Origin of the sequence: Prosthecochloris sp., assembly GCA_015482705.2 — a bacterium.
Lineage (GTDB): Bacteria > Bacteroidota > Chlorobiia > Chlorobiales > Chlorobiaceae > Prosthecochloris.
The window spans coordinates 1-18,986 of the sequence record JADMLA020000019.1; the positions used below are offsets into that span (position 1 = coordinate 1).

23 protein-coding genes and 1 riboswitch are annotated in these 18,986 nt (G+C 50.6%); of the genes, 12 read left to right on the forward strand and 11 right to left on the reverse strand.

Going from position 1 to position 18,986, the window contains the following annotated elements; genetic code table 11:
• Positions 1-71 precede the first annotated feature (71 nt).
• Both QZ209_RS03480 and QZ209_RS03485 read left to right on the forward strand, forming a co-directional pair.
• A complete protein-coding gene (locus QZ209_RS03480) occupies positions 72-770 on the forward strand; it encodes a hypothetical protein (RefSeq protein WP_294344721.1) in 699 nt (232 codons plus the stop codon).
• 78 nt (positions 771-848) lie between these two features.
• On the forward strand, positions 849-1,535 hold the full coding sequence (locus QZ209_RS03485; protein ID WP_294344723.1) for a DUF3307 domain-containing protein: 687 nt from the start codon (positions 849-851) through the stop codon (positions 1,533-1,535).
• A 96-nt stretch (positions 1,536-1,631) separates the two neighbouring features.
• Here the strand turns inward: QZ209_RS03485 and QZ209_RS03490 are convergent, their stop codons facing one another.
• From QZ209_RS03490 to QZ209_RS03505, 4 genes are all read right to left on the reverse strand, one after another.
• Positions 1,632-2,549 (reverse strand): hypothetical protein, encoded by a 918-nt coding sequence (locus QZ209_RS03490; protein WP_294344725.1) that lies wholly within the window; start codon positions 2,547-2,549, stop codon positions 1,632-1,634.
• Complete coding sequence (locus QZ209_RS03495) at positions 2,533-3,423, reverse strand: DUF58 domain-containing protein (RefSeq protein WP_294344727.1); 891 nt, start codon at positions 3,421-3,423, stop codon at positions 2,533-2,535. Before QZ209_RS03495 ends, QZ209_RS03490 begins: the two co-directional genes overlap by 17 nt.
• 161 nt (positions 3,424-3,584) lie before the next feature.
• Positions 3,585-4,583, reverse strand: coding sequence for a MoxR family ATPase (locus tag QZ209_RS03500; RefSeq protein WP_294344729.1), 999 nt, complete (start codon positions 4,581-4,583; stop codon positions 3,585-3,587).
• Positions 4,584-4,624: 41 nt separating this feature from the next.
• Positions 4,625-4,843 carry a hypothetical protein gene (locus QZ209_RS03505; protein WP_294344730.1) on the reverse strand — a complete coding sequence of 73 codons (219 nt, stop codon included), beginning with the start codon at positions 4,841-4,843 and terminating at the stop codon, positions 4,625-4,627.
• Between the two features lie 32 nt (positions 4,844-4,875).
• Here QZ209_RS03505 and tsaD point away from each other — a divergent pair, with 32 nt between their 5' ends.
• The 7 genes from tsaD (at position 4,876) to QZ209_RS03540 (ending at position 10,594) form a co-directional block, all read left to right on the forward strand.
• Complete coding sequence (gene tsaD / locus QZ209_RS03510) at positions 4,876-5,916, forward strand: tRNA (adenosine(37)-N6)-threonylcarbamoyltransferase complex transferase subunit TsaD (protein ID WP_294344732.1); 1,041 nt, start codon at positions 4,876-4,878, stop codon at positions 5,914-5,916.
• 139 nt (positions 5,917-6,055) lie between these two features.
• Complete coding sequence (gene yajC, locus QZ209_RS03515) at positions 6,056-6,409, forward strand: preprotein translocase subunit YajC (protein WP_294344734.1); 354 nt, start codon at positions 6,056-6,058, stop codon at positions 6,407-6,409.
• A 9-nt stretch (positions 6,410-6,418) separates the two neighbouring features.
• Positions 6,419-7,519, forward strand: coding sequence for a glutamine-hydrolyzing carbamoyl-phosphate synthase small subunit (gene carA, locus QZ209_RS03520; RefSeq protein WP_294344736.1), 1,101 nt, complete (start codon positions 6,419-6,421; stop codon positions 7,517-7,519).
• 18 nt (positions 7,520-7,537) lie between these two features.
• Positions 7,538-8,197, forward strand: coding sequence for a tetratricopeptide repeat protein (locus QZ209_RS03525; RefSeq protein ID WP_294344737.1), 660 nt, complete (start codon positions 7,538-7,540; stop codon positions 8,195-8,197).
• Between the two features lie 5 nt (positions 8,198-8,202).
• A complete protein-coding gene (locus QZ209_RS03530) occupies positions 8,203-9,636 on the forward strand; it encodes a radical SAM protein (protein ID WP_294344738.1) in 1,434 nt (477 codons plus the stop codon).
• A 129-nt stretch (positions 9,637-9,765) separates the two neighbouring features.
• Entirely contained in the window at positions 9,766-10,149 is a 384-nt protein-coding gene (locus QZ209_RS03535) for a c-type cytochrome (RefSeq protein WP_294344739.1), read from the forward strand.
• 88 nt (positions 10,150-10,237) lie between these two features.
• Positions 10,238-10,594, forward strand: coding sequence for a c-type cytochrome (locus QZ209_RS03540; protein WP_294344741.1), 357 nt, complete (start codon positions 10,238-10,240; stop codon positions 10,592-10,594).
• 91 nt (positions 10,595-10,685) lie between these two features.
• Here QZ209_RS03540 and cbpB read toward each other — a convergent pair whose 3' ends face one another.
• From cbpB to QZ209_RS03555, 3 genes are all read right to left on the reverse strand, one after another.
• Complete coding sequence (gene cbpB / locus QZ209_RS03545; RefSeq protein ID WP_294344743.1) at positions 10,686-12,107, reverse strand: peptide-modifying radical SAM enzyme CbpB; 1,422 nt, start codon at positions 12,105-12,107, stop codon at positions 10,686-10,688.
• Complete coding sequence (locus QZ209_RS03550; RefSeq protein ID WP_294344744.1) at positions 12,104-12,247, reverse strand: hypothetical protein; 144 nt, start codon at positions 12,245-12,247, stop codon at positions 12,104-12,106. The genes cbpB and QZ209_RS03550 overlap by 4 nt, the downstream gene beginning before the upstream one ends.
• A gap of 113 nt (positions 12,248-12,360) precedes the next feature.
• A riboswitch (cobalamin riboswitch) is annotated at positions 12,361-12,502 on the reverse strand.
• An 89-nt stretch (positions 12,503-12,591) separates the two neighbouring features.
• Positions 12,592-13,503 carry a bile acid:sodium symporter family protein gene (locus tag QZ209_RS03555; protein WP_294344746.1) on the reverse strand — a complete coding sequence of 304 codons (912 nt, stop codon included), beginning with the start codon at positions 13,501-13,503 and terminating at the stop codon, positions 12,592-12,594.
• Between the two features lie 152 nt (positions 13,504-13,655).
• Here QZ209_RS03555 and QZ209_RS03560 point away from each other — a divergent pair, with 152 nt between their 5' ends.
• From QZ209_RS03560 to QZ209_RS03570, 3 genes are read left to right on the forward strand one after another with little or no spacing between them, the layout of a single operon-like run.
• Positions 13,656-13,925 carry a SemiSWEET transporter gene (locus tag QZ209_RS03560; protein WP_294344747.1) on the forward strand — a complete coding sequence of 90 codons (270 nt, stop codon included), beginning with the start codon at positions 13,656-13,658 and terminating at the stop codon, positions 13,923-13,925.
• A 13-nt stretch (positions 13,926-13,938) separates the two neighbouring features.
• Positions 13,939-14,739, forward strand: a complete 801-nt coding sequence (proC, locus tag QZ209_RS03565) for a pyrroline-5-carboxylate reductase (RefSeq protein WP_294344748.1) — start codon at positions 13,939-13,941, stop codon at positions 14,737-14,739.
• 9 nt (positions 14,740-14,748) lie between these two features.
• Entirely contained in the window at positions 14,749-16,056 is a 1,308-nt protein-coding gene (locus QZ209_RS03570) for a BatD family protein (RefSeq protein ID WP_294344749.1), read from the forward strand.
• Here QZ209_RS03570 and QZ209_RS03575 read toward each other — a convergent pair.
• Genes QZ209_RS03575 through moaCB form a run of 4 tightly spaced genes read right to left on the reverse strand, consistent with a single transcriptional unit; the run spans position 16,028 to position 18,893 of the window.
• Complete coding sequence (locus QZ209_RS03575; RefSeq protein WP_294344750.1) at positions 16,028-16,411, reverse strand: molybdenum cofactor biosynthesis protein MoaE; 384 nt, start codon at positions 16,409-16,411, stop codon at positions 16,028-16,030. The genes QZ209_RS03570 and QZ209_RS03575 overlap by 29 nt on opposite strands.
• Positions 16,412-16,413: 2 nt before the next feature.
• Positions 16,414-16,722 (reverse strand): MoaD/ThiS family protein, encoded by a 309-nt coding sequence (locus QZ209_RS03580; RefSeq protein WP_294344751.1) that lies wholly within the window; start codon positions 16,720-16,722, stop codon positions 16,414-16,416.
• 3 nt (positions 16,723-16,725) lie between these two features.
• Positions 16,726-17,952 (reverse strand): gephyrin-like molybdotransferase Glp, encoded by a 1,227-nt coding sequence (gene glp / locus QZ209_RS03585; protein WP_294344752.1) that lies wholly within the window; start codon positions 17,950-17,952, stop codon positions 16,726-16,728.
• Entirely contained in the window at positions 17,949-18,893 is a 945-nt protein-coding gene (gene moaCB / locus QZ209_RS03590; RefSeq protein ID WP_294344754.1) for a bifunctional molybdenum cofactor biosynthesis protein MoaC/MoaB, read from the reverse strand. Before moaCB ends, glp begins: the two co-directional genes overlap by 4 nt.
• Positions 18,894-18,986 lie beyond the last annotated feature (93 nt).

An 18,986-nucleotide genomic window follows, 5' to 3' on the forward strand; every position in this document is an offset into this window, starting at 1 on the left:
TGTGCTCGTACATTATAGACATCTCTGGAACGTAGCATATCTCAAGAGCTTTCGGGCGCAAAACGACGAACATGACCGAATCTCAGGCCACATATGCGGTACTGACGGGGGACCTTGTCAAGTCTTCGAGGTTGCCCAGCACACTCAGCACGAAAGCCATGGCATGGCTGAAAGCCTCTGTTTCGATAGTCAACACCTTCGCTCTCGGCTCGGTGTACGGCAGCATGGATACGTTCCGCCACGATAGCTGGCAATTGTTGCTCAACCGGCCTGAAACCGCACTCAGAGCTGCGCTGTTCTTCAGAACCGTTCTCAGGATGAATTCCGATGCCGATACCAAGTACGACACCCGAATCGCCATCGGAATCGGAGAAGTCGAGTACATCGACTCGACAAATATCTCCAACTCACGAGGCCCGGCGTTCACTCTATCCGGCAAGCTTCTCGATTCCATGAAGAATTCCCGGCTGACATGGGGCACCGAGCACGATGCACTTCCCTTTTGGAGTACGCTCGAAAGAACGACGATCCCTTTGCTCGACTGTCTTGTATCCGACTGGACTCCTACGGAATCCCAGGCTGTCAACTGCGTTCTCACGGGTCTGACTCAGGATCAGACTGCCGCCCGGTGGCAGTCGAACGACGGTAAGAAACCTACCCGGCAGGCTGTCGGCGGTTCTCTGCAGCGTGCCCACTGGAACACCGTACATGATGTACTGCTTTGGACAGAGCAGCAGATAACCGATACCCTGAACATCTCAACAGAATGAAACCTTGAGAGACTGCAAACATGAAAAGCAATCTCTCAAAGCTTACCCGCAGCATATTTTGATATAAACAGTGTCTTCATGGAAAAAATAGCGGCGATCCTGATTTGCGCTCATATCTTTGCCGACTTTCTGCTGCAAACCGGCAAGATGGCGAACAACAAAAGAAACCTTTCGCTGCTCTTTCTCCATGCCGCGATTCATGCCGTGGTGAGCTGGCTGCTGCTGCAGGCATGGGCGTACTGGCAAGTCCCCTTGTACCTGTTCGCCGTTCATGCTCTTATCGATTATCTCAAAGAGCGTTTCATGGAAAAGAGCTACCGGTCATTCATCGCCGACCAGACGGCTCATCTTTTCAGCCTCGTTTTACTGTCGTTCCTGCTTGCCGAGCAGCACTTCATGCCTGAACTCTCCGGTTTTCTTTACAAGGCAACCGTCGTCCTGGCAGGTTTGACGGCAACCATCCGAGGCTCGGGTTTCCTCATCAACCTCGTGACTAAAGATATTCTCGAAAAAAACCAGCTCAACCCTGACGGACTGATCGATGGCGGCAAGCTCATCGGTCAATTGGAAAGAGGGCTCATTTTTCTTTTTATCTTCATCAATCTGCCCACCGCGATAGGTTTTCTCGTAACTGCAAAATCCATCCTCCGGTTCGAAGAAGCCCGTAAACAGAAACTCGCCGAGTATATTCTCATCGGCACTCTTCTGAGCTTCTCGACCGCTATCGCCATTGCCACCCTCACCATGTGGGCCACCTCCCTGTAACACCGGCCCTCTCACTCGGGGACGTTGTAAATAATTTACACTTACATCCAAGAGATAGCGACAACCGATAATGATTTGACCTTCTGCAAGAATGGTTTATCCGGCAGCCTTGTTTGGCTCACCCGTATTCTTCAACGCAGACCGTGTCCGTTCAAGAGATGTGCGGCACTCTTCGATCCCCGGCCTGCTTTCGGCAAACTTGACAAGATCCGCCTGGACGAGTAATTCTATCAGTATATCGGCGTGGGGTACCGAGCAGTGCGACATTTCTTCCGCGATCTCGCTTGTCACTTCTTCGAGAGCCTTGATGCGGTACTCTCCTTCGAGATACTCGCGAATCAGGAAACTTAGCTGTTCGTAACATTCTTCAGGCTGCACGGTTTTACCGAGGCTTTTTTCGAGCTTTCGTACTTTCCGAAGTGCCACCTTCGAATGATCTACCTCTCGAGATAAGGAGCCACGTCTCCTCTTGACCAGATACCAGATTGCAATAATCGCTATAACTACTACCAGACCGAGAAGAAGAGGGAAAAGAATGTCTGCCTTTGCCGGGTAAGGCCGTTTGATCGGTTTGATCGGTAATAAAGCGGTGACGGATGAATCGGTCAATGCGTTCACTGTTACAACGCTTTCAGGCACAACCTGTATCGTAGTATCGGCTCCCGAGTCCCTGCGAATGGTAACGGTTACCGGAGGCAACGCATACTCTCCGATATCGAACACTGCAAGCATCGCTTGAAAAACAACCGTTCTCTCCCGAGGTCTTTTCTCCTGCCGGTCGATCAGCACGAATGGATGAAGCCTTGAACTGTCAGGCATTGCAAAAGCCACTCTCTGTCCCGGCTCATGCTTTACCGTAACGGTATATGCTATTCTACCTCCAATGGTAACCGATGCCGGAGAAAAGTCGCTGCTGTATTTGCCGTCGCCATCATCTGCCGTTACCGGAGAAACCGCCAAAAAAAGGGAGAATAGCAGGAGCATTGCTGCTGCTATGTCAGACTTTTTTCTCACGGTACCGAAAAAACCTGTTGAGCGCCCCGATAATGGAACTGTTCGTTTGCAGACTGATCGTATCGATTCTCATACCGCTGAGTTTTTTCATCAAAAGCTCCTGCTGCGTTTGCCGGTTTTTTTTGTATCGCTTCAGCGCTTTTGCTCCGGCAGCGTCGATAATGCCCTCTTCTCCCGTTTCAGGGTCCTGAACCCAGAGAATTCCACTGTCGGGTATTTCCGTGTCGAGCGGGTCGGTGAGATGAACAACAACAAAATCATGCCTCGCATCGAGGATCTTCATGGCTTTTTCGTAACGTTCGTCGATAAGATCGGTTAACAGAAAAACTATCGCCTGCCGCTTCTGGATAGAACGGATAAAGGAAAGCGCCGCATCGATGTCGGTTTTTCGATGTTGCGCCTCGAAGCTTATGATCTCCTCGAGAATGACCAGCACATGGCTTCGCCCTTTTCGTGGTGGTATGAACTTTTCGACTCGATCGGAAAAAATCAGCAACCCTACCTTGTCGTTGTTCATGATCGCACTGAACGCAAGCACGGCAGCAACTTCCGAGGCAAGCTCCTTTTTCGTACGCCGACGGCTACCGAACAACATCGACCCCGATCCATCGAGAACAAGCAACACCGTCCTTTCGCGTTCTTCGGTAAAGAGCTTGACATAAAGGTCATTTTTGCGAGCCGATGTGTTCCAGTCGATAGTCCTTACGTCGTCTCCCCAGGAATACTCCCGAACATTGCTGAACTCGATACCGCGTCCCTTGAATGACGAGTGATATTCACCGCTGAAAAGTTCATTCACCAGCCGCTTCGAACGGATCTCGATATGCCTGATTGTCCGGGCAAGCTCTTTAATATTGTGAACCCCTCGCTGCATGGTAGAAGAAAGTCAAAATTCAAAAGTGAAAAGTCAAAAGCAGTAGCTTGACGATTACCGCTTCGCTGATAGAGTGACCAGTGACGAGAGACAAGTAAGATCCCATTATTCATTAGTTTAGTAACTATTTAATTGCTTGTCACTTGTTACTCGTCACTGCCTTATGGTACTTTCACATGAGCGAGTATCTGGCGGATGCAGTCTTCCGGGTGCACGTTATCGGCTTCGGCTTCATATGTCGGGCGAATGCGGTGACGCAGAACATCGAACGTCACCTCCTTGACATCTTCAGGCGTTATATAGGCTCTCTGATGCAGAAAAGCGTGCGCTTTTGCAGCAAGCAACAGAAAAATGGATGCCCTCGGCGACGCCCCGTATTCGATCATCTCTTCGAGTGACTGCAGTCCCGCAGCCACCGGGTCTCTCGATGCTGTCACAAGATCGACTATGTAGCGCTGCACCCTTGTATCGACATAGATCCTGTCGATCAATGCTTTCGCTTTCTGAATCTCGTACCTGTCAACGACAGGAGATACATCGGGAAGCGGTGCGGTTTTCGCCGACCGCTGCATGATCTCGAGCTCCTCGTCATACGATGGATACTCGACGAGTACCTTCATCATGAAACGGTCTAGCTGTGCTTCGGGTAATAGATAGGTCCCCTCATGCTCGACGGGATTCTGTGTAGCAAGCACCATAAATGGTTCCGGAAGCACAAACGACTGGTCACCGATGGTCACCTGACGCTCCTGCATGGACTCGAGCAACGCCGACTGGACTTTTGCAGGCGAGCGGTTTATTTCATCCGCCAGTATGATATTGGCAAACACCGGACCTTTTCGGGGGTAGAACGCCATATCTTTGGGATTATAAACCATGGTACCCACAAGGTCAGCCGGAAGCATATCGGGCGTGAACTGTATGCGCCGGTAGGCAAGGTTCATTGCCGAAGCGAAAGTTCTGACAATTAATGTTTTTGCCAGGCCGGGAACCCCTTCCAGTAAAACATGACCGTTTGCCAGCAAGGCGATAAAAACCCTTTCGAGAACCTTGTTCTGACCGACAATACGTTCTGCAAGCAACTGCGCGGCCCTGTTCAGAAAAGCCGAGGCTTCTGCGATCTGCCCCGCCAGTTCCTGAAGCTCTGCGTCTTGTTTCATTCCTGTGATCCTGCATTTGATGGTTGCGGGGGAGAAACTGCCTATTGCTTCTGGTAGAGATCTTTAAAACCGAAAACGAGGAGAATTATTCCCACAACAAGAGCCCCCCAACTAAAAAATGCGTCAAGTGATAAAAAAGCATTAAGCATTCCAATCCCGGGAGCAAAGAGCAGAATAATGTCTGCTCCGAGCAGCACAAGCAAAACGTTGAGAAACTTAACCTTGACCCTTGGTTTATTATTGTTAGCTTCTTTGGCCATACTTTTTATTACTATGGGAGTAAAAATAACCTATGAATATTCTCGGCATCGAAACCAGTTGCGATGAAACATCGGCCGCCGTTCTGAAACATGGTCGTGTCGCTTCGAACATCATCAGCTCACAGCTCATTCACAAGGCTTATGGCGGTGTTGTTCCGGAACTCGCCTCACGGGAGCATGAGCGGCTGATCGTATCGATTGTCGATCGTGCGGTGAACGAGGCTAATATACAAAAAAACGATCTCGATGTCATAGCCGCGACTGCCGGTCCAGGTCTTATCGGTGCGGTCATGGTGGGCCTTTGTTTCTCCCAGGGCCTTGCTTATGCGTTGAAAAAGCCGCTTGTCCCAGTCAACCACATCGAGGCACACATCTTTTCCGGCTTTATACAGGAAGATCCCGAACATCAGGTCCCCGAGGATAATTTCATTTCACTGACCGTTTCAGGAGGGCACACCATGCTTTGCGTCGTGGACAGTGATCTGCACTATACGGCCATCGGAAGAACTATCGACGACGCTGCCGGTGAAGCCTTCGATAAAACAGGTAAAATGCTCGGTCTCGACTATCCTGCAGGCCCGCTCATCGAAAGGCTCGCGAAAGAAGGAAATGCTGATTTTCATACGTTTCCCCGGGCGCTGACGTCACAATCCAGAACCAGCAAAAATTATCGCGATAACTTCGATTTCAGTTTTTCCGGCCTGAAAACCTCCGTGCTGAACTACATCAACAACCATGAGCCGGAATTCATCGAGCGGCACCTTGCCGACATTGCTGCTTCTATCCAGGAAGCCATTGTCAGCGTCCTTGTCGAAAAAACCATTGCCGCTGCCTTGAAATACAATATCGGTGCGATATCGGTGGCCGGTGGTGTGAGCGCCAATTCTGGGTTGCGGCATACCATGGAAGCCGCTTGCGTAAAACACGGTATACGCCTCTTCATTCCCAAAGCGGTGTATTCAACCGATAACGCCGCAATGATCGCCACACTCGCCAGCCTGAAACTTTCCCGAGGACTCGTCAAACCGAACAATTACGATGTCGCACCTTTCGCGAGCTTTGAATACTCCTGAATGGTCAACACGGATTTCGAAACCCGCGTGCCTTCGTGGTTCCCACGCCGAGCGCCCAAACTTCTCATTGAATTAGTTGATTGAATACGTTATCTTTCGGCTTTTGGAGCTGAAGTTTTTCAAATTTTACAACGATACCATGCACACTTTCATATCATCTTTCCTTCTTTTCGCTCCTCCAAGTGGAGGCGAAACTCCCAACATGTTTATTCAGCTCGTACCGTTAGCTCTAATTTTCGTTGTTTTCTACCTGTTTCTCATCCGTCCACAGCAGAAAAAACAAAAAGAACGTGAAAAGGTACTCGATAGTTTGAAACGGGGAGACAGGGTCATCACCATCGGCGGTGTCCATGGCACCGTCGCAGGGATCGATTCGGAGAAAAAAACTGTTTTGGTTCAGGTTGCCGACAATCTGAAAATAAAGTTCGACCGCAGCGCTATTGCAACAACTGAAAAACAGGAAGCCGGCGAAAAACTTACCAGTAAGGATTAAACGAGATATATGCAGTCCACACAGGCGACATTGGTTTTAGAAAACGGTTCTGTCTATAAAGGCATAGCGTTCGGACATATTGGCGAAGCCACCGGGGAAGTGGTTTTCAACACTTCCCATACCGGGTATCAGGAAATCATCACCGATCCCTCGTACGCTGGCCAGATGGTGGTCATGACCTATCCTCTGATAGGCAATTACGGGGTCAACCAAAGCGACGGCGAGTCCGACAAAATCTGGGCATCGGCCCTCATCGTTCGCGAAGCATCCAATCTGCACAGTAATTTCGCCGCGACAGGAAGCCTCGACGATTACCTGAAAGAATCGAAGGTTATAGGCCTTGCCGGTATCGACACCAGAAAGCTGGTTCGTGAAATCCGGGAAAAAGGCGCAATGCGAGGGGTTATCTCCACGCTCGACCACGATGAGAACAGCCTGCAGGAAAAAGCCCTGCAAAGCCCTGAAATGACCGGACTCGACCTTGTCAAAAAGGTCAGTACCGCCAGGAATTACACGGTTGACTGTCCCGATGCCAAATATCACGTCGTTGCCTTTGATTACGGCATCAAACGAAACATTCTCAGAATGCTGCAGGAAGCCGGATGCAAAGTCACCGTGCTCAACGCAAAGACTTCTGCCGACGAGGTCTTGAAACTGAACCCGGATGGCGTATTCCTTTCAAACGGTCCCGGTGATCCGTTCGCTGTAACCTATGCGATCGATATCATCAAAGACCTGACACGTCGCGACAAACCATCAGGCCAGCTGCCGATATTCGGCATCTGCCTTGGCCACCAGCTTCTTTCACTCGCTTTCGGAGCCAAAACATACAAACTGAAGTTCGGTCACCACGGCAGCAATCACCCGGTAAAGCGCCTTTCGACAAAATCCATCGAGATCACCTCCCAGAACCATGGTTTTGCCGTGGAGATGGACTCGCTGCCCGAAGAACTCGAACTCACTCATCTCAACCTTTACGATAACACGGTTGAAGGCGTCCGGCACCGTGAACTGCCCTGTTTTTCCGTACAGTACCATCCTGAAGCAGCGCCCGGTCCGCATGATTCACACTACCTCTTCAATCTGTTTACCGAAATGATGGATAGATGAAGCACTACGGATGGTGTTATGATACACAAGTATCTACCGGTTCCACTGGCCATCGCTCTGACCTGTATTTCTTTATCCGATGCCGCGGCAGAGTACGCTACAGTACAATCCGCGAACGAGCATTTTAACGCAGGTCGTTACAACGAGGCTGGTGGACTCTACAAAAACGTCATCGAACGCGAACCACAAACTCGTAACGGCATTGTCGCCGCCTTCAACCTCGGTAACACGCTGTTTCAGACTCGACACTATGCCGAAGCGGCCACGCTGTTTCAAAAAATAGCTGAAACACCGGGACTTCCCGATATAGTTAAAACCGACGCACATTACAATGCAGGCAACGCATACGCCCGGATTGCAATGACCGTAAACGACGATGGCCAGAAAAAAACGTTCCTGAAAACCGCTCTCGAGAAGTATCGGACGGCTCTTTTGTTGAGCCCCGATGATCAGGAAAGCAAGATCAACTATGAAATCGTTCTTCGTTTGTTAAAACAGCAAGCGCCTCCGTCAACAACAGGAATAAACAACGCCTCCGATGTTGAAAAATCCAGCATCGGCAATGATATCGTAGCAAATATTCTCGAGCAGGCAGTACAGGATGAACAAACCGTGTTGCAGCGCAGATATCGCGATTCAGAACGGGTGAAACCGGATGGATCAAACAAGGACTGGTAACAGGAATGAATAACAGTAAAAAGGTGCTGCTGGTGTTTCTTGCCTCGGACAGCGGTGTCGACGGGGCCAGATCGCTTTTCGAAGAACAATCCAGTCATAAAGCTAAAGCATGGTTTGACAGAACGGTTCGCAACCTGATAAAACAGACACAGTTTGCCATCCCTCCACTGGCGCTCATGATTCTCGCCTCCATCGATGTCGAAGGCATCGAGCAAACCATATGCGACCTGCGTTTCGAAGATTTACCGCTCGATACTTCCTGGGACCTGATCGGGATAAGCGTTCAGACTGGTATGGCGTCGAAAGCGTTCAGCCTTGCCGACAGATTGAGAGCGAAAGGCTATACAGTCGCTCTTGGAGGAGCCCATGTAACCATGTTTCCCGAAGCCTGCAGCAAACATGCCGATATTTTGGTTCAGGGCGAAGCTGACGATACCTGGAAGACCGTTCTTGAAGATCTCAAAAACGGTACCACGCAAAAAAACTATGTTCCTGAAAATTTTCCCGATCTTTCACACAATCGCCCCATCAACTCCCGACTGCTCGATAAAAAACGGTATTTCACAACGAATATCATCCAAACCGGCAGAGGTTGCCCCTACAGTTGTGATTTCTGCAACGTTCATATTCTCAACGGCAACCGGCACCGAAGCAGGACCGTAAAGAGCATTGTCGATGAGGTTCGCCGCTTCAGCGAATACGACAACAGGATATTTTTTTTCGTCGACGACTCCATCAACGCACACGAAGCATACGCACAGGAACTGTTCAGTCAGCTCATCCCGCTCGATATCACCTGGTTCGGACAGGCCACAACGATGCTCGGAAAACAACCCCGACTGCTTGAAACCTTCGCCCGATCAGGATGTCAGGCACTGCTCGTCGGCATTGAGAGCATCGAGCCAGAAAGCCGCGAGAGCCATAACAAAACACAGAACCGTTCCACGGAACTTGCGCAGGCAATCATCAATATCCGCAAGGCAGGCATCAGTCTGTACGGCAGCTTCATTTACGGACTGGACGGCGATACACTGGCGACTCCGGCAGCGATCATGGATTTCATACGCATGACCAAGCTGGACGTTCCCGGCATCAACATCCTGCGGCCAAATCCGGGAACAAGGGTTTTCGAACGTCTCAAACAGGAAGGCCGATTATTGTTCGACGCAGATGATCTTTCCGCCTATCGCTACACGTTCGGACAGGAGATGCTCTACATGCCGAAGCACATAACGCTCCCAGATTTTGTTGAAAGCTATTCGAAACTGACAGCTGACATCTTTACGGTTAAAAACTCTTTTTTACGAGGCGTTTCCGCTCCGAGTGCAAAAGCCGCGGTACTGCTGTTCAATCTCTTTTATACACACTTATACGCTCTTTCACGCCATGACCTGAAAAAACAGATAAACCTCTCGCTATCAGGCAGCGCAACACCTTGACAAAAGCGGCTTCTGAACTTTTTTCAGTTAAGATATGGATGATTTTATCGCTAACTTTTGTATTTTTCCTACCTGTTTTCAAAAAAACATATCAGCACACTTATATCATTACGAACGAAGGAGAACAACATGAAAAAAATCCTACCGGTAGCGGCACTCTGCAGCATTTTCTTCATCGGTTGCGGCGGCGCACAGGAACCCTCGGCAGAGGCACCTGCTGAAGGCGGAGCAGCAAGCGAGCTTGTCAGCGGTTATGATCTTGCAAACGGTAAAGAGATCTATGAAGCAAACTGCGCAAGCTGTCATGCTGAAGGCGTACTCAGCTCACCGAAAACAGGCGATGCTTCCGCATGGAGTGCACGCATCGAACAAGGCATGGACACTTTGATCAAAAAATCGATCGAGGGTTACGTTGCTGAAGGCAGCATGCCGGCAAAAGGCGGCAATGACGCTCTTAGCGATGAAGAAGTTGCCAATGCTGTTGCCTACATGGTAAACGAAAGCGCTAACTAAGCGTTTTCTCGATATATCACTATAGCGGGCGTAGAAAACGCCCGTTTTTTTATTTTTTCAACCCCCCAACGTTGTCAAGGAGAAAAACATGAGACGACTGATTTCCGCTCTCACCCTTTGCGCAGCTGCTGTGCTTTCTTTCGGCTTGGATGCACATGCCGGAGTTACCGCTGAAGATTTGGCCAAATACGACCTAGCGAACGGTAAATCCGTCTATGATGCAAGCTGTGCCGCCTGTCATGCAAACGGAATTCTGCAGGCGCCGAAGACCGGTGACAAAGCAAGCTGGACAGCACGTCTTGGACAGGGAATGGAGACACTTGTACAAAAATCGATCAACGGCTATACCGCTGAAGGCAGCATGCCGGCAAGGGGCGGCAACGCAGACCTCACCGACAAGCAAGTTGGCGATGCTGTCGCCTTTATGGTCAAGCAGGTTCTCTGAACCAAGGGGGCTCTTTCAAACGCTTTTGAAAAAAGCGGGCGTGCCAGGAGGCTGCCCGCTTTTTTTATTCATCCCGGCTCACCCTCAGCAATCACGCTGGAGAAGAAAGTGCCAGATCAAACACCGTCTCGACGCTGTTTTCCCAGTTGTCTTCAAGAAAATCATCCGCCTTTCCGTCGGCGATCAACCGCATGGCGTAACGCACCTGTTTTTCATACAGTTCACAAAATGCTCCCGGACTCCGCATGGTTCCATGCAGACTGTATGCTTCAGCAGGGCAGGGTGATCCGCAAAAATGACGAATCGCACAACGGTTGCAGGGATCGATATCTTCGACTTTTCTTCCGGTTACTTTCCGGAAAGAGGTTTTTTCAAGCACATCGTCGATATCCTCATGAAACACACTACCTCCGTTGAACTCCGGAAGTCCGACAAACTCGCTGCAGGGAAAAAGATCACCTTTCGCCGACAGGGCGACAAAACAACGTCCTCCTCCACAGGGTGAAATATCGCACATCAGCTTTCTTGCCGTCGGAGCAAGAACGGCAAGCAGAATATTGGCGAAATTAGCGACCACCAGTTTCCTGCCTGTCTCACGGTACAGCTCATGGGTGCGATCGAGCGCTTGCAGATAATATTTCGCCACTGCTGCATCATCCGGTTTCATCATATGCCCGCCAACTCTGGTACATCGCACAGGGTTGAGCATGCATACCGGAACTTCCATGGCATGGAAGAAATCGACCATATCGACCAACGCCGCCATATTTTCTTTCGTCACGGTACAAATGACACTATATCTGTCATATCCCTTGACAAGCTCTATCGCCTGAACAACGGTATCATAGATGCCATCACCCAACCAGGTTTTTCGAGTTCTCGAAGCAAGCACCGCTTCGGGAGCGTCGAGGGAAAATCCAATACCCACTCCTCTCGACATCAGAAAATCAGCCGATTCCCTGTCAAGCAACGTTCCGTTCGTTTGCACCCCAAACCGGAAATCATCGCCAAAATAGTCGATGGCGGCAAAAACCGCTTCACGATTCAGCATCGGCTCGGACCCGTGAAAAATCACCTCCGGCTTGTAATCCTCAGGCGTGTTCCTCCTGAAATACCGTTTCATACGTTCCAATGCACCGATCAAAACCTCTTTCGGCATATCGCGGCCATCCTTACGCATCTCCCCGGGAATGTAACAGTACGAACAGTCGAGGTTACAGCGCTCGGTAGGATTAACGTAAACCGCGGAAGGTTTTTGCCCAAAGCGCAGAGCGTTCATCTCATGTGCAAACGTCTCCGCTTTCCTGTAATATTCCCGATACAACGGATGACCGTCAGTAAACACTCCGGCCAATTCAGATTTGTCAACAAGAGCCCAGAACGCTGTATCGGGAGACACCACAGCCGTAAACACGGGGTGATCGATGTCCACCGGATAGAGCGCGATTCCATTACCGGAATTAGCCCATCTGCCTTGCGACGATGCAGCTGTTTTTATATCTCCTCTCTTCATGCTTTTTTCCCGTGCTCCTTTTTCTCAGAGGGTTTCTCGATCAAAATGTAGTGGGAAAGGCCGGTACCTTTCGCGCTGCTGCGCTTACGCCTGGCAATGATGACCGTCTTGTTCTTCTGTGTCGTTTGATGCTGTTTCATTGTCGCTCTCCTTTTTTGTTAAAAAAGAAAAAGGGCTTCGTTCCACCTTACTGAAGATGGAGCGAAGCCCTTTACCATCGGATTTCGTGCTCTATGTCATTGTCATGTAACAGGTCTTCTGACTTTCGGATCATCCTTAGCCTGCAAGCCTTCCCATCCCGATAGTTCGGAACAGTGACCACCCTCTTTCAGGTCTCGTGCAGGTTCAGTCCCCGATTACAGCGGCGGGACCGCCACGGATTTTCACCGTGTTCCGGAATGTTACAAAACAATCAGCCGTGACGCACGTTCACAGCTCTTTCAAAAAATGTACTGTTTGCAAGACAATTTCACAACCCTTGACCTCAGCGCTTTCCCTTTTCCCTCGTCCAGTACCTGGCAAGCATAATGCCTGACAGGTTATGCCACAGGCTGAAAAGCGCTCCCGGTAAAGCGCTCAGCGGCTGAAAGAACTGATTGGCAAGTGCCACACCAAGCCCGGAATTCTGCATTCCGATCTCGACAGCGGCCGTCCGGCGGTCTACACGGCTGCAGGACAACAGCTTCGCCGCCCCGTACCCTGCCGCGAGACCGAGCAGGTTATGCATCATGACGGCTGCTGCCACCACGAGAGGCAAGCTCAAAACCTTGTCTGCATTCAGAGCCATAACACAGGCAATGATCAACGTGATCGATACAACCGACACTCCCGGCAGAATATCACTGTATCGGGTAACAATGCCCGAAAAAAAATGCCTCACCACCAACCCTGCAGCGAGGGGGATGGCAACAATCTGAAAAACCGATAGAAACAGTGCCATAAAGGAAATGTCGACCGATCTGTTCAAGAGCAGAAAAATTATCCCGGGAGTAAGCAGCGGTGCAAGCACTGTTGAAAACATGGTCATGGTTACAGAAAGTGCTACATTGCCTCTGGCAAGATAGACGATGACATTGGATGCGGTTCCTCCAGGACAGCTACCGACAAGCACCATGCCGATCATGACCTCCTCAGGCAGTGACAGCAGGCGGCTGATGATCACACCAAGTCCCGGCATGAGGGTGAACTGCAACAGCGCCACAAGGAAAACAACGCGCCTTTTTTCCCAGACATCCTTGAAATCATGGAGCCGGATCGTCGTTCCCATTCCGAACATGATGAGTCCGAGCAAGAATGGTATCAACGGCTTGACCCAGAGAAACGAAACAGGTAGAACCAGAGCAATGACCGATGCCGACAGTGCAATGGTAAGAAAATGGCGGTTCACTATGTTCATAAACCCATTTTTGGTAGTGGAAATCCGGGATATGACAAGATTGTACAATGTAGTATCCTGCATGAAATAATACGCCCTGAAAAACCATACTATCGCCGGTGGGTAAATCCCCGAGCCATTCGTATCTTCTTTTTGCAAAGACGCCAAACGCAATGAAAACGATATATATGCAGGAGATTGAATATATAGGGTATGCTGCCGGGTTTTTAACCACTCTCGCCTTTCTCCCTCAGGCATTGAAGGTCTTCCGCTCAAAAAAAACACGGGACATCAGCCTGCTATGGGCGCTCTTCATGGCTACCGGTGTTTTTCTCTGGTTTTGCTACGGCTACGCGAACCACAGTCTGCCGATGATGATTGCAAACGGCATAACCTTTCTGCTCATATTGGTGATCCTTGTTTTTAAACTGCGCTTCAAATAAATCGAACAAGAGCATGCATACAACGACAATCGGTTTTATCGGAACCGGAAGAATCGCAAAAGCCCTCATAGCAGGACTCGTGCGTGACAGGAACAATGAAATTTCAGGATACGACAAAGATCCGGCCGTTGCCGATGGGGTCTGCAAGGAGTTCGGCATCACCCGGAAAAACTCCATGGGCGAGCTTGCAGAGTCGGTCGACTGCATCATTCTCGCTGTAAAACCCTACCAGATAGAAACCGTACTCGAAGAGCTTCGCTGCGAGCTCAGGCCGGACCAGCTTCTCATAAGTGTCGCTGCCGGTATTACCTCGGAGTTCATTAGAGCACGATCTCTCGAGAATATGCATGTCATCCGTGTGATGCCGAATACTCCGGCATTCGTGGGAGAAGGCATGACGGTGATCAGCAGGGGAAAATGCGCAACCGATGAAGATCTCGCTCAGGCGAAAAAAATTTTCAGTGCAATCGGCAAGGTAACGGTACTCGATGAAATACATATGGATGCCGCCACTGCCGTCTCGGGCAGCGGTCCCGCTTACATGTTTCTCATCATCGACGCACTGGCCGAAGGGGGGAAACAATGCGGTCTTTCAGACGATGAAGCCGTAACCCTCAGTGCACAAACCATGCTCGGAGCTGCAAAACTGGTGCTCGAAAGCCAAAAAAAACCTGCGGCACTCATCAAAGACGTTACCACACCGGGCGGAACAACCGAGGCCGGGCTGCACCAGATGGAAGCCCACAATGTCCGGCAAGCAATGATCGATACCGTAACAGCAGCTGCACAACGGTCGGTTGAACTGAAACAATAGCCTGAAACCGTGAAACCGCTGGTATACAGGAGGCTCATTCCGCTGCTGCTGCTTTTCGCCACCCCTGCCATCAGCAGCTCTGCAGCCGGCCCTACTGACAACGAGAAAAATGAGCTGTTCCTCACCGCACATATCAGCAACGACAAACCGTTCACCGGAGAAGCGGTAGAGCTTACCTATACACTCAGTTTCACAGGAATCGCTCCGAAAATCCTGGACACCGCCGAACCCTCACAGGAAGGAATATGGGTTGAAGAAACTGCTTTGGGGAAACTGATCCCCAGCAGACCGCAGCGCATCGGGGAAACACTCTACAGAAACGCCGTCATCAAACAGATGACGCTTGTTCCTCTTCAAGCCGGCAGATTCAGCATATCCGGATACAGTGTTTTGTGCATCATCCCGAAAAGCATTTCATTCGACTCCTCTCCGGAACCGGATGACTCTCTCGCTCTTACGGCTCCTGAAGTTACCATAGCTGTCAATCCCCTTCCTGAACCGAAACCTTCGGGTTTCAGCGGGGCCGTGGGAATACTCGATGCCACTGCTTCAGCAGACAGGGACACCATCCAAGCCGGCAATACGCTGCGGTTAACGGGCACCCTGACCGGTACGGGAAATTTCAAGACTTTTCCGACTCTTCCATGGTCACTGCCCGAAGAATTTTCCGTGCTTGAAACGATAACCGACCCGATGAGCGTCGACTCACCTGAACGCTCGAGGAAAACAATTGTTCTGAAAGCCGATAAACCCGGCAGTTTCACGTTTTCTCCGCTCTCCTTCACGTCGTTCGATCCCGAAAGAAAAACCTATGCTGCTGTAGAATCGAACGAGATCACCCTGACCATCTTGCCTGAAACCGGTGAAAACGCTGAGGAAACACCTGACGCTGTAACGGCAATCGCTGATGAAAAAAGCTCTGAAAGAAACGTCCCTGCCGCTTTCCTACAACTACTCTTGGCCCTCTCTTTCATACTTGTTGCTGCCTTACTCTATCTTCTGCTGAAAAAGCGCTCCATCATCGGCAAAAGTAACCCGAAACCCGCTCTTTCGCTACAGGAGCTTCAGGAACAACTTTCCAGGATACTCAAGCAGAGTTGCGATTTCGACGTTCAGGGTCTTACAAGAAAGGAGCTGAAACAGGCAATGAAAAACCAGGGAATCGAGGGTGCTTTTTTGGAAAAGCTGCTTGTTTTACTCGATGAATTCGACAGGCTGGAGTTCGCACCGGGCGAACCCGATGCAGAAGAACTCGAAAATCTCCGGCAGATGTGCACTACCCTTTCAACTATCGCATGCTCCCGACCTTCCAGATAGGAACGGTTTTCTTGAGTTCATCCATGAACCAGCTCATGGCGTCGAATGCTTCATGGCGATGTACAGAGCGAATCAATACGACAATCGCCGCTTCTCCTACCGGAATGGTTCCTATACGGTGAACGCAGTGGAGATCGATGACACCGAACCTTTCAACGGCCTCGCTGCCTATTCTTTCAAGTTCTTTCTGCGCCATCCCTTCATACTGCTCATACACAAGCGCCCCGATCTTCTCATCCTTTTCACTATCCCGAACCTGTCCGTTAAAAATCAGCTCGGCTCCAACCCGAGCATCAGGCTCGAGACCGAAGTTCCAGTCGTCGATTCGCTTTCCGCTTATGCTTACCGATACCATGACTATCCTCCGCTGACTGGTGGAATAATCGCCAGTTCATCACCCTCTTTCACCAGGGTACCCTCTGCAGGATATGCCATATTCAGAGCGAGCATGAACGGCATTTCAGCAAGCTGTGTGGAAAGTTTCCTGATTTCCCGTTCCACCACTTCAATGGTTGTCCCCTCGGGAATGTCCATGTGAAATTCGTCGCGGGCGAGAACATCGCGCGCAGCTGCAAAACATTTCACGGTTATATCCATAGTAAAAAATCTGATGTTCAAACCGTTCGGCAATGCGTCCTGAAAAACTGTTTCAGACGTTTCAAGCACCCCTTATTCGTCGAGAGTGCTCCAGGGCAAGAGATTACAGGTAACGACATTTCCGACGGACAACGGTTGCAAAGAAGCCGGGGCTTCGATCAGGCAATTCGCGCCGACCAGCGATGTAATCATATGCGACTCGATTTTCGGGCCGACCGTGCAAAAAAGCCTGCCGTTTTTCTGCCATATTCTGCCGAACAGAAAACGGTACCGTTTTTTATCGGCAGGAAACGGCTCTACCAGCTCGGCCTCCACTTTTCCGTGATACCTCCTGCTCTGCATGGCTGAAATCGTCGGCATACAGTATTCGAGGAAACATACCAGTGCCGAGACTGGATTGCCCGGCAAACCGAAAACCATTTTACCATCTTTTCCTCTACCGAAAAAGAAAGGCTTGCCCGGTTTCTGGACAACCTTCCAGAACTCCTGTTCTATGCCAAGACCGGTAAGCAGTTTCTGCATGTAATCATACTCCCCGGTTGAAATCCCACCTGCGGTAACGAGCAGATCGCTGGCCGACAATGCTTCCACAAGAGCCTCGCGAATGGCAGCGACATCATCGGGAACCTGCCACTGTCCGGTGAGTTCAGCCCCTGCCGCAATAGCGCAGGAACCAAGCGAAAAACCGTTACTGTTATAGATTGCCGCTCCTTCAAGCCGCTCCCCGGGACTGCGAAGTTCATCACCGACGGTAACGACTGCGATCCTGGGACGGCGATAGACAGGAACTGACGATCTGCCGAATGCCGCAAGTACTCCAAGCTCAGCGGGAGTCAGGCGATCACCTCGCTTTACAAGCACCTCTCCCGGCCGAACCTCTTCACCGGCATAACGCACATTAGCACAAAACTCCGGCGCTTTGAAGATTTCGACCTCCTGCCCTCCAAATCCACTTGTGTGCTCGAAGATGACAACCGTATCGGCACCTTCAGGCATTGGAGCTCCCGTCATGATCTGAGCACAGCTTCCCTCAGCAACCGGAAGTCCTGGCTGCGCACCGGCAGCAATCTCCTCGGTTATTTTCAGCACCACAGGATGCTCTTGTGAAGCATTTCGTACATCCTCCCATCGCACGGCAAACCCGTCCATGGCTGCATTGTCGAAACGCGGCAGTTGAAAATCCGCGATCACATCCTCTGCAAGCACCTGCCCCTGAGCCGAATTCAGGGACTTCTCCTCCACTGGCAGTAGTTCAACCGAAACGGCGATCCTCTCATGTGCTTCCTTGACGGTTATCATCCGTGGCCCTCCCCCTGCATCATCTCGAACGCATGGAACAGTACAGGCACAAGAACTTCGAGAGCATCTTTCGCGGCACCCACGCTTCCGGGTAGACAGATAACAACCGAGGATCCAACCGTACCTGCCGCCAGCCGGGAGAGCATCGCTGTTTTTATCTTACCCTGACCCCACTGAAAAAGCGCCTGCTCGACACCGGGCAGCCTTCTCGTAAATTTCGGCAACAGTGTCTCGACAGTCACATCTCTCGGACCAAGTCCTGTTCCGCCACATGTAATCACCAACTCAAACTCTTCCCGAACCCATTCCTCTACAACAGCGGCTATATCGGCCGGTTCGTCAGCTACGATTCCGGATGCTTCAACGGGACAGCCCGCCTGCTCAAATCCCTCTTTCAGCACCTGGCCCGACCGGTCAACCGATCTGCCCGCCGCAATGGAATCCGATACCACGAGTATGGCGGTTCGAGGCCTGTATACAGTCGATACACCACTTTTTCCTCCTGTCTTCATCTCGAGACCGATTCCCCCGATCTCCATGGTCTTGTCAACCGCCTTGCACATGTCGTAAATGGTAAGCGCCGCAACCGTCACAGCTGTCAAAGCCTCCATTTCAACACCGGTCGCCTCCTTGGTCTTCACCGTCGCCGCTATTGCAATGCGGTCGGCTTCAAGGGTAAATTCGATATCGATCCAGGCAAGATTGAGCTGATGACAAAGCGGCACAAGATCGAAAGTCCTTTTGGCCGCCTGTATGCCCGCAATCTTGGCAGTGACCAGCACATTGCCTTTCGGCAAGTCGTTCTCCTTCAAAAGAAGCAGGGTTTCAGGCCTCATGGAGATATACCCCGAAGCACGAGCAGTTCGCATGGTACCTGGTTTCACCGATATATCGACCATCTTTACGTTACCGTTTTCATCAAGATGCGAAAACTCTGGCATATCTATCCATTCGTTGATTTGTTGATATTCTGTTCTCTCAGCTCGAGGAAAGCTATCCATATCCGTTCAGTGCAGTTCCGTCCATTCACTATG